Below are 14,310 nucleotides of genomic sequence, written 5' to 3'. Positions count from 1 at the left end.
TGCCCCACTGTTTTCACCTTAACGGAGTTATCCATGAGTCAAATTCATTTTGTCGGTGCCGGTCAGATGGCCGAGGCGATTATCCGCGCGGCACTGAGCCGCAAGGCAGTTTCTGCGCGGGACATTACGCTTGCAGATATCGATCCAGAGCGCATCACCAGGCTACGGGAACGCTATCAGTTGAGTTCAACGCACAGTGAAATCGACGCTCTTGCTGCCGCAGATTACATCGTGATTGGCGTGCGTCCGCAGGATGATATTGACGGTGTTGCACGCCATATCGGCCAGTACGCATCACCCCAGGCGACGATTATTTCGATTATCGCTGGAGTCACGCTAGAACGGCTGGCTACCCTGTTCGGCGCCACACGTCCGATCGTGCGAATGATCCCTAATACCCTGACCGATACCGGTTATGGTTACAGCGGTGTGGTGTTTAATCAACAGGTTGAAGCCGAACCTCTGATGCCATTTTTGGAAAGCTTTGGCAAAGTCATGCTGCTGGAAGAGCGCCTGATTGATGCTTTCACGGGCTTTGCGGTCGCCGGGATCAATTATGTTTATTATTTTATCGAATCGCTGGCCGATGCCGGTGTCCTGAGCGGATTATCCCGCCCGCAGGCGACCAAAGTGGTGTGGGAAAATTTGGTCGGTGGCGTAGAAATGCTAAAAATCAGCGACAAGCACCCGCGCCAGTTAATGGATATCAATAATTCGCCCGCTGGCGTTGGGATTAACGGATTGTATGAACTCAATAACAGCGACTTTGCCGCCGGATTACAGCGTAGTGTGATGACCGCGGTAAGAAGAACCACCGAGCTTTCGGGTCATTAGGCGGTGTAAAGCGCTCTCCCTGAGTGTCATGCTTTTTTAAGGTTTCGGCCGAATGATGAATTGGGGGGTAACCCAACATGTTGCCGAAAAAGTTTGGTGAGCGCGCGATGTGCTCACCAAACGGGTTATGCGGACGTCAAGCGGATACGGTAGAGTGAGGTTGTGGCCGTAATATAAAGCTCATTACGGTGTTCGCCGCCCAACGTACAGTTGGACACGCGTTCTGGCACTGGAATTTTGCCGGTCTGGTTGCCTTGTGGGTCGAAAATAATAATACCGTCTTCGCAACTGCAAAAAATGTTGCCCTGACCGTCAACGCAAAATCCGTCCGGGATACCAGGTTCAACCTGCGCGAAAAACGTCCCGGCTCCCAGTTTGTTTTTCTCAACAGGGAAGACCCTCAGCTCTCTGCGGCCCAGCGTCGGAAAGTCAACAATTGACATGTCGGCGACGTAGAGCAGGCTTTCATTCGGCGAAAATGCCAGTCCATTAGGACGCTGCACGTCACTGGTGGCAATGCTCAACGAGGCATCACGAGGATCGAAACAGTAAACGTAACAGCCGATCACCTGACTCTCCGATTTGTATCCTTCTTCATCATTAATGATGCCGTAGGGAGGATCGGTAAACCAGATAGTGCCATCAGAACGTACCACCACGTCGTTGGGCGAGTTGAAACGTTTACCGTCCACGCGTTCAACTAACATCGTGATCTCACCGTTGTGTTCCGTGCGGCTGATCCCGCGTCTTCCGTGCTCGCAGCTGATGATCCGTCCCTCAGAATCAAGGGCATTACCGTTGGTGAAATTGGACGATGAGCGAAATACGCTGACCCCGTCACGCGCCGACCAGCGGAACATGCGGTTGCCTTTAACATCACTGAACACCAGCGCATTTTCGCGCGGTAACCACACCGGGCCTTCGGCCCAGATGGCCGGTGAACAGAGCTTCTCTGGCTTATTCTCGAGTGCAACTGCCGGTGCGCTCAGGCCAGACACCACCTGATTCCTCATTACTTCACGCCCCAGATGGCTTTGTAATGACCCTGATAATCGTTTTGTGGATCAAACATATTATTTTTACCCCCATCGTTGCCGATATTATCGCGAGTGACCAGGTGCGCTGGCGTCACGTAGCCTGAAGGTGGCTGTTTGGCGAAGGCGCGATTCAATTCATCCAGCAGTTGCCAGCCGTGCAGTTTCAACGGTTCTGGCACGGTGGCTGACTGGCTATCGCCGGAGCGAATGCGCTGATAGGCAGAGATTGAGCCGTCACCCGCAGAAATATTAAACGGGGCTTTATCACCGCCTTTACCTGCGGTTTTCAGCGAAGGTGCCATAAAGTCAAAGTAGAGGTCATTGATGGCGAGTGCGTACTGGAATTTATCGCCATATTTTTGCAGCAGGCTAAACGTCATTGACGGCATGCGGTTGGCCGTATCCGCCAGTGGGGTGTCGATGAACTCAAGAACCTGGCAGCCGCTACATTTCTCAATCTCCTTCTTCATCACGTTGGCCTTATCAAGGGCGATTTGGTACAGCGAATCAGTGAAGATCAAGACTTTTGCGTGACCGTTCGATTTGACTATTGCGTACTGCGCCGCGATTTGGGACACCTGGTTTGAGTCGGAGGTCACATTGTAGAAAATGTTGTATTTAGGGATCGGGCCAGGCTCAGGTACGGCGTGCCAGGCAACCAGCGTGATGCCTTCGCTGATGGCTTTTTTCAACGGAATTTTAGCCACGTTGGGATTCCAGCCACCAATGACGATACCGTCAGGCTTTTGCGCAATAGCCTGATTTAGCGAAGAGAGCTGGTCCTTGATAGAGCCACCACCGTCGAGGGTTTCAAGTTTCCATCCGGCGGCGGCGGCGGCTTCACTCATTCCCTGCTGTACGCCCTGAACGCCGCCGTTTTTCATATCCGAGGCAATAAAGATGATGCGTTTACCTGCCTCCAATTTTGGCCCGGTAGTGGGACCGTCCCACTGAGTGACCGGGGCTGTGGCTTTTTCTACCGCCAGTTTAGCCTGATCCAAATAGGCATCTGCCCATGCGACAGAGCTGCTGAACAGGGCGCTGCTTAATACGATTCCGACGAAGAGGTTTTTTGATTTCATTGTTTTTCTCCAGTGTGACTTAAGGTCATATATCGGTTTTTGGGGCAGGGGATGACTCTTTTTTAATAACAGCCTGACTGCGTTGCACCGCTTTCTGGTTTAGCAACCGGCGGCGCTGGGCGTAGCCCGCGATAGTAATGGACAGCAGCAGCGTCACGCCGTTGAACAGTGGTTCGACCCAGAAGTCGCCACCAAACTGCTGGATACCGGCAATACCGATCGCCAGCACGGTAATACCGACCACCGTTCCCCAGACGTTAACTCGACCGGGTCTGATCGTTGTACTGCCTAAAAATGCGCCGACCAGCGCCGGTAATAGATAGTCCATGCCGACGCTGGCCTGGCCCACGCCCTGTTCTGAGGCGATTAACACGCCGGTAAAACCGGTCAACACGCTGGAGGCGATAAATGCGCCGATGGTGTAACGCGTGACTGAAATGCCATTCAGTCTTGCTGCTGCCGGATTACCCCCCACCGCATACATACAGCGCCCAAGCGGTGTGTGTTCGGTGACCAGCCACAACACCACGGCGACCAGGAGAACGTAGAACGCCACAATGGGAATGCCCGCAATTTCAGTATGGTGAATGGCCGTAAACGCATCGGGCAGATCACCGACTATCTGGCGTCCGCCAGAGTGCCAAAGGGCAATGGCGTAGATCACCGTGCCGGAACCCAGCGTGGCAACAAAACTGTCGATGTCGGCCAGCGCGACTAAAATACCGTTCAGCAGTCCGTAAAGTGCTGAGAGCACCAGCACGGTTAACACGGCAAACTCCCACGAAAAGCCGTACTGCACTTGAAGCGTGATGGCAAGAATGTGCCAAAGCACAATGCCGAAGCCGACGTTGAGGTCAATTTTGCCAACAATCATCGGAATGGTTGCTGCCAGCGCCAGGAGAGCAATCTTGGACTTGCTCGAAAGAATGGCTTGCAGAGTGAGCATCGAGGCAAACGCGGGTGTCGTCAGAGAGAAGAAAATGACCAGTACGATGCACAGCAGCAGCAGACCGTAACGGGTGAGGATCTGCATACTCCATGGGCCTGCGCCATGCTCTCGAAGGTTGACGCGCTGCTCTAGTGCTGTTGATTTTACAGATGTTTTTGACATGACATTTTACGCCTCATGGTGCTTATTAAACGCTTTAGCCAGATAGAATCGGTGGTTGATACGTGACATCAGGATGCTGCGACTGTTTTCTCTGTGCTGGCAGAGGCCAACTCCAAAAGATTGGCAAACGAAACGCGTTCATTTTTGAGCTCGCCGACCACTTTGCCGCGGTTAAATACCAACGCACGGTTGCAGATGTGTGCGATCTCTTCGAAATCGGTGGAAATAATCAATACCGCTACGCCTTCGGCCAGTGACTTATTCAGCAGATGATAAATTTCGGCACGTGCACCGACGTCAACGCCAGCGGTAGGATCTTCAAGGATAAGCAGTGGCGCGTTGAGGTTCATCCAACGTGCCATGACCACTTTTTGTTGATTACCTCCGGACAGGGCACTGACGGTGGCATTGACATCTTTCGGGCGAATATCAAAAAGTTGCACTTTCCACCAACTCGCCCCCATTTCCTGGCGGTGGCTGTAGCGTGAAAACAGTTTGTGTCCGACGGCGCAAGGGTTAAGAAACAGGTTTTCTCGGACGCTCATGGTCATCACCAGGCTCTCTCCGGTACGGTCACCGGCCACGAGAGACACGCCTCTCTGGATAGCCTGAGCCGGAGTGTTCACCGCGTAAGGTTGGCCGCGGAAAGTGATGCCGCCAGCGTTTGTTTCACGCAGCCCAAAAAGTAAACGCCCAATCTCTTCCTGACCGGCACCACGCAGCCCGGCCAATGCCAGCATTTCACCCGGTTGCAGAGAAAAAGAAACGGGGCCAATTTCACCCACAGACACATTATTGAGCTGTAAAACAGGAGGCTTATTGACGGGCAGAGGTTCACGTTGGTCTTCATCGACGCTCTCTCCGACAATCATATGAACCAAATCGCGCAGAGAATATTCAGAGGTTTTTCCGCCTGCAACATAGCGCCCGTCGCGCATAACACACACGCTGTCGGCAATTTCAATCACTTCATCCAGCCGATGCGTCACGTAGATCATGCCGACTTTCTTGTCCCGCAGGCGGTTTATCACCGCAAACAGGTGTCGGACGTCGTTAGCAGGCAGTGAGGCAGTGGGTTCGTCCAATACCAGCAGTTCGGCGTTCACTGCCACCGCGCGGGCGATGGCCAGCAGGGATTTCTCTGTGCGCGACAGCTCAAACACGCGGGCATCAGGATCGAGCGCAATCCCCACGTCTTTCAGCGCATCGAGCGCACATTGGCGGATAGCTTTCCAGTTAATCAGGCCCATTCGGCGTGGAAAACCCATGACCAGCGCCATATTTTCGGCAACGGTCATCCATTCAATCAGTCCGAGGTCTTGATGAATAAAAGCGATCGGCTGTCTGGAACCGTTTTTAAGTTCCGCGGCGGAGTTGATGCTTTGCCCTTGAAATAAAATCTCACCGCCGTCTCGTTGGTAAACGCCAGCCAGCACTTTAATGAGCGTCGACTTGCCCGCACCATTTTCACCCAGTAGCGCCAATACTTCGCCGGGCATGACCTGCAGGCTGACGTCATTGACCGCTAGGTTTCCGCCAAAGCGTTTAACAATGTGGTTAAGGGACAGAATTGGCCGATCGTTGCCTGGATGATTATCGTTTTGCATCTTTACGCCCTTTTAACGCCATACGGGTTTACCGAAAAAATGGAAAGTACCGAATGCCTGGTCTACTATCGCACTGTATATTTCAGTATGCGAAACCTGATTTCAAAAATACTATGCCCAATATGAAAAATAATCAAAGATGCAGATGTTTTTATTTTGATTTTAAATCAATGACTTAAATATTATGTTGCTTAAATGTGACCGGTAACACACTTTCATTTAACAATGTGAAGCGTGCTAGTCTGATATTTACTGGACGTAAAGGATGCGTGGAATGAATCTGATAACAGCGGAAGATGACAAAACGAAAAAAGAGAAAACTCTGGGTAGCCAGAGCCTGTTTCGGGGCCTTCAATTGATTGAGCTGCTGGGCAATTTTCCTAACGGATGCCCACTGGCTCATTTAGCCGAGTTGGCCGAAATGAACAAAAGTACGGTCCATCGGCTATTGCAGGGGCTCCATGCCAGCGGTTACGTGACGCCCGCTCCCTCGCCTGGGAGCTATCGTTTGACGACGAAACTCATCTCGATCGGACAAAAAGCACTCTCTTCGCTCAATATCATCCATGTGGCCGCGCCGCATCTTGAACAGTTGAATCTGATCACCGGAGAAACGGTCAATTTTTCGACCCGTGAAGATGACCACATTCTGCTTATCTACAAGCTAGAACCGACCACTGGGATGATGCGTACCCGTGCCTATATTGGCCAGCACATGCCGCTTTATTGCTCAGCGATGGGTAAGGTTTTTATGGCCTACGAGAAAAGTCAGTTTGCGGCGAATTATTGGCTTACACACCGAGATATTATTGAGGCTTTCACCCGAAATACGATCACCGAACTGCCCAAAATGCTTGAAGAGTTGGAGGATATCCGTCGGCTAAAATTAGCGATGGACAGGGAAGAGAAAGAGCTTGGCGTGTCCTGTATTGCTGCCCCTGTTTTTGATATACATCATAACGTTAAGTACAGCGTTTCTGTCTCTTTGCCAACGGCCAAGCTTAAGCATGTGGGCGCAAAAGCGCTGATCAGCGCCGTTCAAGATATCGCGCAGCGCATTTCGCATGAAATAGGTTTTGTTTCTTAAACCAGGGGATCTACCGGGTTGAAACTGACACCGATGAATATCGCTTCTGCGTTTAACATTGTGAGTCTTTGATGCGTGGCAAGGTTAACTGAGGGCGCAGATCACGTTAGCTCATTGTCGGTGTGTTTTATCACGCCACTTGCTCTATCGAGTCATATTTTGATACAGAATGGCGCAATCCAGGCTCAAACTGAGCTTGCTCTATAGAGTATAGCCAGTGCTATATTTGATGTTGTCGAATGAGAATCGAACAGCACAATAATGTATTCATCACCAATGCATCCAACACAGGGCAAGCAGCATCATGCGCGAAGTAAATCTCTCCTCCTCAATGACTGAGCGGACCAACACAGCCATTGGCAATGCACTCTCCGGGCGTAAGCGCGGAATGATGACCCCATTGTTGTTTGCCGGTCCTGCGGTTATCGCATCGATTGCTTATATGGATCCCGGGAATTTTGCCACCAATATCCAGGCCGGATCGAAATATGGCTATACGCTGCTGTGGGTGGTGGTGATGGCGAACCTGATTGCGATGCTGTTTCAGGCGCTGTCGGCCAAGCTTGGGATCGTCACCAATAAAAATCTGGCTGAGATGTGTCGTGAACAGCTTCCGCAGCCGGTTGTATGGGGAATGTGGGGCGTCAGCGAAGTTGCGGCGATGGCCACCGATTTAGCCGAGTTCCTTGGCGGCGCGATCGCGCTTTCGCTGCTGTTCAATATGCCGCTGCTGGCGGGAATGGGCGTGACGGCGGTTATCACTTACGTCTTACTGATGGTGGAAAAGCGTGGTTTCCGGCCGCTTGAGCTGATGATTGGCGGGCTGGTGGCTGTCATCGCACTTTGCTACCTGGTGGAGATGTTTATCGTGCCGGTAGACTGGGCCGCCGCCGGTATGGGCATGATTATGCCGCAACTGCCTGATGCCCAGGCGCTGACCATATCCGTTGGGATCATCGGTGCAACGGTGATGCCACACGCCATTTTCCTGCATTCGGGCCTCACCCAGCACCGTATTCAGGTCAAAAATCAAGGCGAACGCCGCAGAGTGCTGCGCTTTTCTAATATCGAAGTGGTGATTGCGCTGACCGTGGCTGGGCTGGTGAATATCGCGATGGTGATCATGGCTTCCAGCGCGTTCCACTCCGGTCACAGTGAGGTAGCTGAAATCGAAACCGCTTACCATACGTTGACTCCCTTGCTGGGCATTGGCGCGGCCGGCGTATTCCTGATCTCGCTCATTGCCTCGGGGATCTCAAGCTCTGTTGTCGGCACGATGGCCGGTCAGATGATCATGCAGGGCTTTGTGGGGTTTCGCATTCCGGTATGGTTGCGCCGTTTAGTGACCATGGTGCCTGCCTTTATTGTGGTCGGTATGGGCGTAAATGCGACCGATGCTCTGGTCTATAGCCAAGTGGTACTGAGTCTGGCATTGCCAGCACCGATGATTGCCCTGGTGATGTTTACCCGCCGGCGCGACATCATGGGCGAATTTGTAAATAGCCGCCTGACCGTATTGGTTTCCGCGGTTGGCACTGTGGTCATCATTGTGTTGAATATCGTGTTGCTATTGCAGATTTTCGGGCTGAATATTCCGGGTCTTGGATAACTGAAAATAGTCGGGTCTTCCCCTGCTGCTGTGGTGGGAGACTCAGAACGCCATGTTCAGCCTTCGGTAGTGGAACAGCACACCCAGTTTGCACCGTTCTTTATTCCTGAAGCCTCGTGACTTGATCCTGAGCCGCCGTATTTTGTTGTTCAGTGACTCTGCATTGCCATTCGATACCCTGTTTTTCATCGCATTGAGGATGCCGTAAAGGCGCTTTGCTACCATCCTGCCAACGCTTGCCATAAGCGGTATTTCGCTATGCTTTGCCATTAATATCCCTTCCTGCTACAGCCTGCGGCTATGAGCGTCATAACGTCGCTGCCACAGATAGCGCGAACGATGAGCCCCTTTTCTGTCTGACGGTGGGGTCTGTTTCATTTCAGCCATACGTTTTTTATCAACAACGGCGCAGAGCATTTTTGCCACATGAAAGTGGTCGAATGCTATTTTCTCCACGGTATTCGGAAGGTGGATCCGAGCTGTGCTGATAGGCCATGTTCATGTTCATTGACAGCGTTTTTATCTCGTCCAACTGGCGGTCACTCAAGCAACACAGGTAGCTGGCTAGACTTTCAACGCCGCGGTTATCGGTCAGCTTTAGTGCCCTGTCCTGACGGTCGGAGATTACAGTGACGTACTAATGACCTTTTTTGAAGACGACTTCATCCACGGCATTCCAGCTTAGCTTAAGTTGTTTTCTGACGGCGTCTACCGTGTTAATTTTGAACCATGAGATTACAAATAACTCGGACAACAGCGTGTACCGACTTCCGGGGCTAGCCCAGGAGACTGGCATTGTCTGGCAACCGTGTTCAGGACAGTCAATACGAGGAACATCCGCCTCAACTAGGGTAGTGAACTGGCAGGTATCAAGATGACGCCATTTACGGAGTCGGTGATCATGTATGGGGCAGGATTTACCGCAGGTCGGACAGGTTAACTTCTTATATTCAGCGATACCGCAGTAACCGTGACAGATCTGGCTTTTTTATCGAGAGATAGATAATTAACCTGCCACGGTGCCGACAGGTTAATTATATGAGCATAAAGAGATTTGTCGTTCACGATGATTGCCTAACAGCTCTATTGTTGAACAATTAGGATCATACGCTGGGGAGCATCTTCAGGAAGTAAAATTATTTTAAAATTCGAATATTTTTTACATCAATCTCAACGCTGTTCCAGTCTTTGTCGACTTCACCTTCAAGACGAACTTTATCTGATGGCGTAGCGCTTTGTCCCTGCCAGCGTTTATCGTCTATATCAACATTAATCGATCCGCTGCTGTCACGAAACTCATAAAGCTCATGCCCAATCTGTCTAACAATGTTGCCTTCAAGCACAACCCAGGAATCATCCCTGAGCGATTTTGCCTGCTGAATATTTGAAAGTCCGGGGGTTGGACCTTTAAATCCGCCCTGTGTGTAACCCGTATTATCTGGAGAAACAAAACCCGACTGTTGTGCAAATACTCCGAAAGAAAGGCTTGCCAGTACGACTGCAATTAACGTTTTATTCATGACTTATATCCTTATTTATGTATTCCGTTTCAGAACCTAGAATTTAACAAGGAAATCTTAACATAATCTTAAGAGAAAATATTATCGCCACAATGATCGGGGAAGACCCAAATCGCCACAGCCCATTTTTAATGGCAGTCAGTATCCTGTAGCATCTGTTCTTTGTGTACCAAAGACTCTGAGGGCTTATGAAGCTACTGAAAACCCCAATGCAATACCGTACCTGGATGTTAGAAGACTTTCTCAACACGGATACGCTAAGCCCTGATCAGCAGGAGCGCGAACTGCAACGGCAGATGCCTGAAAAATTTCCCTGTATTGCCAGTATTGTAAAAGGGCAAGATGGGCAGCAGAGTGAAACGGTCGAGTTTTTATCCCCTGAGCAGATTGCACAGTGGTCTTCAGAAATGGACAAAATTCAACGTTAACGCCGTGGTGCGGTTATTTCACGATGTTGAGCTCACAGCAGGCAGCTTTGACCTAAGTTGATGCGGCGGTGAGAGAGACGACGAGACAAAAACGCCTTCCGATAAGAGAAGGCGTTTTTGATTCCGGCAGAGAAGGCCGATTTATAACTGAGTGACACCATTAACGGGCTGGTGTTTAGGTGGCTTAATGACGAAGAACACCAGAATGGCACCAAGAGCGGCGACACCACCGGCAAGGATAAAGGCGCTGTCGAAGCGGCCAGTATTCTGCACAATGTAACCGGTGACTACCGGGCCTATAATCCCGGACACGCTGCCGACAAGATGAATAAACCCGCTGGTGCCGCCTACGCGTGATTTATGGACCACATCCTGAATGATCGCCCAGTAAATCGCCCCGGTGGTATACAGGAAGAAGATAGAAATAGACATCAGCACCACTGCGGGTATCACGCTAGTGACAACACCGGCCAGAGCCACACAAATTGCTGCTGCTAACAGGCTGACTACCAATATTATTTTCCGCGACAGTAACAAGCGACCAGTAATATTGAATATTTTATCGGAAATAATCCCTCCCAGCGCCAGCCCGACAAACCCAACAATCCATGGGATCACGGTCGTCAGGCTCATCTCTTTAATATTCAAGCCGTGAGCCTGTACCAGATAGGCCGGGAACCAGCTGAGGAAGAAGAATAAAATATAGTTGTAACAGAAGAAGGCAAAGGCGGTGACCAGAATAATCGGTTGGCGCAAGTAATACCCTAAACCATGCGCAGCCTGGGCTAAATCTTCTTCTTTGCTCAGGTTTTCATTTTTCATCTGGTCAATCAAACGTAATTCGTTCTGCGAAACGCGTTTACTTTTTAATGGATTATCCGCCACGGTGAAGAACCAGACAACCATCCAGATAATACCGATTAAAGCAATCACCATAAAGGCTGGGCGCCAGCCAAAGGAGATCGCCAAATAACCGACAATAGGACCCGCCACCGCGCCACCTAACGGCGAACCCGCGCTGAGTAATCCCATGGCGGTGGCTGCCTGTTTCTTCGGAAACCAGCCGTTGATCATCTTATTGGCAGAAGCGCAGATAGGCCCTTCGGCCATACCGAATAATACCCGCAAAATAAGCATGGAATAAAAGCCGGTGGCAATGGCGGTCATTCCACAAAATAGTGACCACATTCCGACGGCTAACCCCATCACAATGGTCGGGCCGAATTTATCCACGGCTAAACCGCCGAGGAAGTTAAATATTGCGTAGCCGAAGAAGAAGCTACCAAATATTAAGCCAAATTGCTCTGGGTTAATCGTCAGTTCTTTTTCTATCATTGGTACGGTGATCGACAGTGCAACACGATCGAGGTAATTAATCATGTAAACCATAAATAATAGGAACACGATGATCCAGCGTAGATTTTTAAACATAAAGGCTCCACTTGGTCTTATTTATAATAGTGATGCGTACTGTAGGGTGTTGTATAAAATGAATAACATACGGGTATTACAGGTATTAAAATAGGAAGGATGAAAAGACATCCTTCCTGAGTAATAAGTGGCGAGTCAGCCATCCAGCGGGAATTTCAACAGGACTTTGCAGCAGGCACGTGGATCTTTTTCAAACAAATGCATGGCGGCTTCCACCTCCGTCGCGGGCATCCAGTGCGTGGCCAGTTTTTCCGGAGCAATTTTTCCCTGCTTCATCCACTCAATCACCTGCGGGAAGCGGTGACTATTAAGGCGCGACGAGAACAGTGAAATTTCTTTGCTGGTAATACTTTGCTGAGTCACGCTGCTGGCTTCACCTGAGAAGCCCATCATGCCAATACGGGCTGCCGGGGAGGCCAGTAAAATGGCTTCCTGTAAAATCGCCGGATGGCAGGCAGCATCCACAACGATTGTCGGGCGTATATCGTCGACGGCCAGTATGTCAGCCACGGATTGATGTTGATTGTTAATGGTCCAGTCTGCGCCGCTCTGTTTCGCCATGGCCAGACGCTCGTCAATGCGGTCTGCCACAATGACTTTTTGCACGCCATAAACCCCCTTTAATACCTGGATAACCGTCAGACCCATGGGGCCGGCACCGTAAATCAGCGCGGTATCTTGTGGCTGAGGTTTCAGGAACGCCGTAATGTTCGCCGCGATGGTAAAAGGTTCGACCATACTGGCAAGTTCATCGGAAATGGTTGGTGGAACCACGTAGGCGTTGACCGCAGGCACACAGGCGTAGTCGCTGAAACCGCCGTCCCGATGCACACCGATCACCTGCAATTCAGTGCATACGTTTGGTCGGCCGATAGAGCAAGGATAACAGTGGCCACAGCTGACCACCGGATCGACCACGACGCGTTCACCGATGCGCGATGCTTCGACGCCTTCACCCACACTGTCGATATGGCCGAAGAACTCATGGCCGATCACGCGCGGATATTTCGCGAACGGATTGTGGCCGTGATAAATGTGGACATCCGAGCCACAGATCCCGGCATAACTCACCCGAACTCGTACCTCACCGGCGGCAGGTACCGGCAAGGCACGTTGCTCGATCACCAGTTTTCCTGGTTGTTGTATAACGATGCTTTTCATTTTTGATTTCCTTACCAGTTCCACAACGTACCGTCTTCCAGACGGGCCACCGGCAGATGCGCCGGTTCATACGGATATTTCGCTGCCAGTTTTTCGTCAAACTCGATCCCCAGCCCCGGTTTTTCACCCGGATGCATATAGCCGTCATCGAAGGTCCAGCTATGTGGGAAGACTTCCAGCATTTGCTCGGAATAGCCCATGTATTCCTGCACGCCAAAATTCGGTACCCACAGGTCGAAGTGCAGGGCGGCCGCCATACACACCGGCGAGAGATCTGACGGGCCGTGCGAGCCGGTGCGGACCTGATACAACGATGCGAAATCCGCAATCCGGCGCATGCCGGTAATGCCACCGGCGTGGGTCAGTGTGGTGCGGATATAGTCGATCAACTGCTCTTCAATCAGCTGCTTGCAATCCCAGATACTATTGAACACTTCGCCAACCGCAATCGGCGTCACGGTATGCTGACGGATTAGGCGGAAACACGCCTGATTTTCGGCGGGGGTAGGATCCTCCATCCAGAAGAGACGATATTGCTCGATACTTTTGCCAAATCGCGCGGCTTCAATCGGTGTCAGTCGGTGGTGCATGTCGTGCAGTAAGTGCTCGTCAAAGCCAAACTTATTGCGTATGGCTTCAAACAGTTTCGGGGTAAAATCGAGATATTTTTCGGTGGACCACAGTTGCTCTTCTGGCCAGACGCCTTTAGTGGCTGGCTCATAAGCCAGACCTTTACCTTTTGCCATGCCGTAAGTCGTTTTCATGCCCGGTACGCCGCACTGGGCGCGAATGGCTTTAAAGCCCAGCGCCTTGTGTTTGGCGTAGTCATCCAGCACTTCATCAATGGAATGGCCGGTGGTGTGGCAGTAAACCATCACGCCAGTGCGTGACGCGCCACCGAGCAACTGATACAGCGGCATATTGGCGGCTTTGGCCTTGATGTCCCACAGTGCCATATCGACCGCCGAAATGGCCGACATGGTGACGGGCCCGCGACGCCAGTAGGCACCTTTGTAGAAGAACTGCCAGATGTCTTCAATCTGATGGGCGTCGCGGCCAATCAACTGCGGACAGACGTGATCTTTCAGATAGGATGCGACCGGCAACTCGCGACCATTGAGTGTGGCATCACCGAGGCCGGTCAGGCCGCTGTCGGTAGTGATTTTCAGCGTGACAAAGTTACGTCCCGGACAGGTAACAAAGACTTCAGCGTTAACAATTTTCATCAATCAAACCTTTTGCAGAGATAACGGCTAAGTTCATTGAATGAAAAATACGCGAAATACAAACTACCATACAAGTATGCTTATTGAAATTTGCGGGAGAAGATCACAGTTTTTAGCGTAAAGGTTAGGGGAAGTGGGTGGGGAAGATGGCGCATTTTTGTTCTCCCCTGTCATGGG

At 51.0% G+C, this 14,310-nt stretch carries 12 protein-coding genes and 1 pseudogene; 4 read left to right on the top strand and 9 right to left on the bottom strand.

All coding sequences use genetic code 11. From position 1 onward, the window contains the following. Positions 1 to 33: 33 nt before the first annotated feature. Entirely contained in the window at positions 34 to 834 is an 801-nt protein-coding gene (locus IEV89_RS16750) for a pyrroline-5-carboxylate reductase family protein (protein ID WP_188474657.1), read from the top strand. A gap of 125 nt (positions 835 to 959) precedes the next feature. Here the strand turns inward: IEV89_RS16750 and IEV89_RS16745 are convergent, their stop codons facing one another. The 4 genes from IEV89_RS16745 to IEV89_RS16730 form a co-directional block, all read right to left on the bottom strand. Then, a complete protein-coding gene (locus IEV89_RS16745) occupies positions 960 to 1,832 on the bottom strand; it encodes an SMP-30/gluconolactonase/LRE family protein (protein ID WP_229746503.1) in 873 nt (290 codons plus the stop codon). Positions 1,833 to 1,846: 14 nt separating this feature from the next. Beyond that, positions 1,847 to 2,953, bottom strand: a complete 1,107-nt coding sequence (locus IEV89_RS16740; protein WP_188474655.1) for an ABC transporter substrate-binding protein — start codon at positions 2,951 to 2,953, stop codon at positions 1,847 to 1,849. A gap of 25 nt (positions 2,954 to 2,978) precedes the next feature. Further along, a complete protein-coding gene (locus tag IEV89_RS16735) occupies positions 2,979 to 4,064 on the bottom strand; it encodes an ABC transporter permease (RefSeq protein ID WP_188474654.1) in 1,086 nt (361 codons plus the stop codon). Positions 4,065 to 4,132: 68 nt separating this feature from the next. After that, complete coding sequence (locus IEV89_RS16730) at positions 4,133 to 5,671, bottom strand: sugar ABC transporter ATP-binding protein (protein WP_188474653.1); 1,539 nt, start codon at positions 5,669 to 5,671, stop codon at positions 4,133 to 4,135. Between the two features lie 274 nt (positions 5,672 to 5,945). Between IEV89_RS16730 and IEV89_RS16725 the strand changes: the two genes are divergently transcribed. Continuing rightward, a complete protein-coding gene (locus IEV89_RS16725; protein ID WP_188474652.1) occupies positions 5,946 to 6,758 on the top strand; it encodes an IclR family transcriptional regulator in 813 nt (270 codons plus the stop codon). Positions 6,759 to 7,062: 304 nt separating this feature from the next. Continuing rightward, a complete protein-coding gene (locus IEV89_RS16720; RefSeq protein WP_188474651.1) occupies positions 7,063 to 8,367 on the top strand; it encodes an Nramp family divalent metal transporter in 1,305 nt (434 codons plus the stop codon). A 42-nt stretch (positions 8,368 to 8,409) separates the two neighbouring features. Here IEV89_RS16720 and IEV89_RS16715 read toward each other — a convergent pair. Both IEV89_RS16715 and IEV89_RS16710 read right to left on the bottom strand, forming a co-directional pair. After that, positions 8,410 to 9,432, bottom strand: a pseudogene (locus IEV89_RS16715) (transposase). A gap of 71 nt (positions 9,433 to 9,503) precedes the next feature. Beyond that, positions 9,504 to 9,887, bottom strand: a complete 384-nt coding sequence (locus IEV89_RS16710; RefSeq protein ID WP_188474650.1) for a YgiW/YdeI family stress tolerance OB fold protein — start codon at positions 9,885 to 9,887, stop codon at positions 9,504 to 9,506. A 188-nt stretch (positions 9,888 to 10,075) separates the two neighbouring features. On the opposite strand from IEV89_RS16710, the gene IEV89_RS16705 reads away from it, so the two are divergent. Further along, positions 10,076 to 10,315 (top strand): hypothetical protein, encoded by a 240-nt coding sequence (locus tag IEV89_RS16705; RefSeq protein ID WP_188474649.1) that lies wholly within the window; start codon positions 10,076 to 10,078, stop codon positions 10,313 to 10,315. Between the two features lie 141 nt (positions 10,316 to 10,456). Here IEV89_RS16705 and IEV89_RS16700 read toward each other — a convergent pair whose 3' ends face one another. From IEV89_RS16700 to manD, 3 genes are all read right to left on the bottom strand, one after another. After that, positions 10,457 to 11,746 (bottom strand): MFS transporter, encoded by a 1,290-nt coding sequence (locus IEV89_RS16700; RefSeq protein ID WP_188474648.1) that lies wholly within the window; start codon positions 11,744 to 11,746, stop codon positions 10,457 to 10,459. Between the two features lie 135 nt (positions 11,747 to 11,881). Then, entirely contained in the window at positions 11,882 to 12,907 is a 1,026-nt protein-coding gene (locus IEV89_RS16695; RefSeq protein WP_188474647.1) for a Zn-dependent oxidoreductase, read from the bottom strand. Positions 12,908 to 12,918: 11 nt separating this feature from the next. Continuing rightward, on the bottom strand, positions 12,919 to 14,133 hold the full coding sequence (gene manD / locus IEV89_RS16690; protein ID WP_188474646.1) for a D-mannonate dehydratase ManD: 1,215 nt from the start codon (positions 14,131 to 14,133) through the stop codon (positions 12,919 to 12,921). Between the last annotated feature and the right edge of the window lie 177 nt (positions 14,134 to 14,310).

It is taken from the genome of Hafnia psychrotolerans, from assembly GCF_014639435.1.
In the GTDB taxonomy this organism is placed as follows: Bacteria; Pseudomonadota; Gammaproteobacteria; order Enterobacterales; family Enterobacteriaceae; genus Ewingella; species Ewingella psychrotolerans.
The sequence above is the reverse complement of the archived record's forward strand: the minus strand, read 5'-3'. Positions and strand labels throughout refer to the sequence as shown.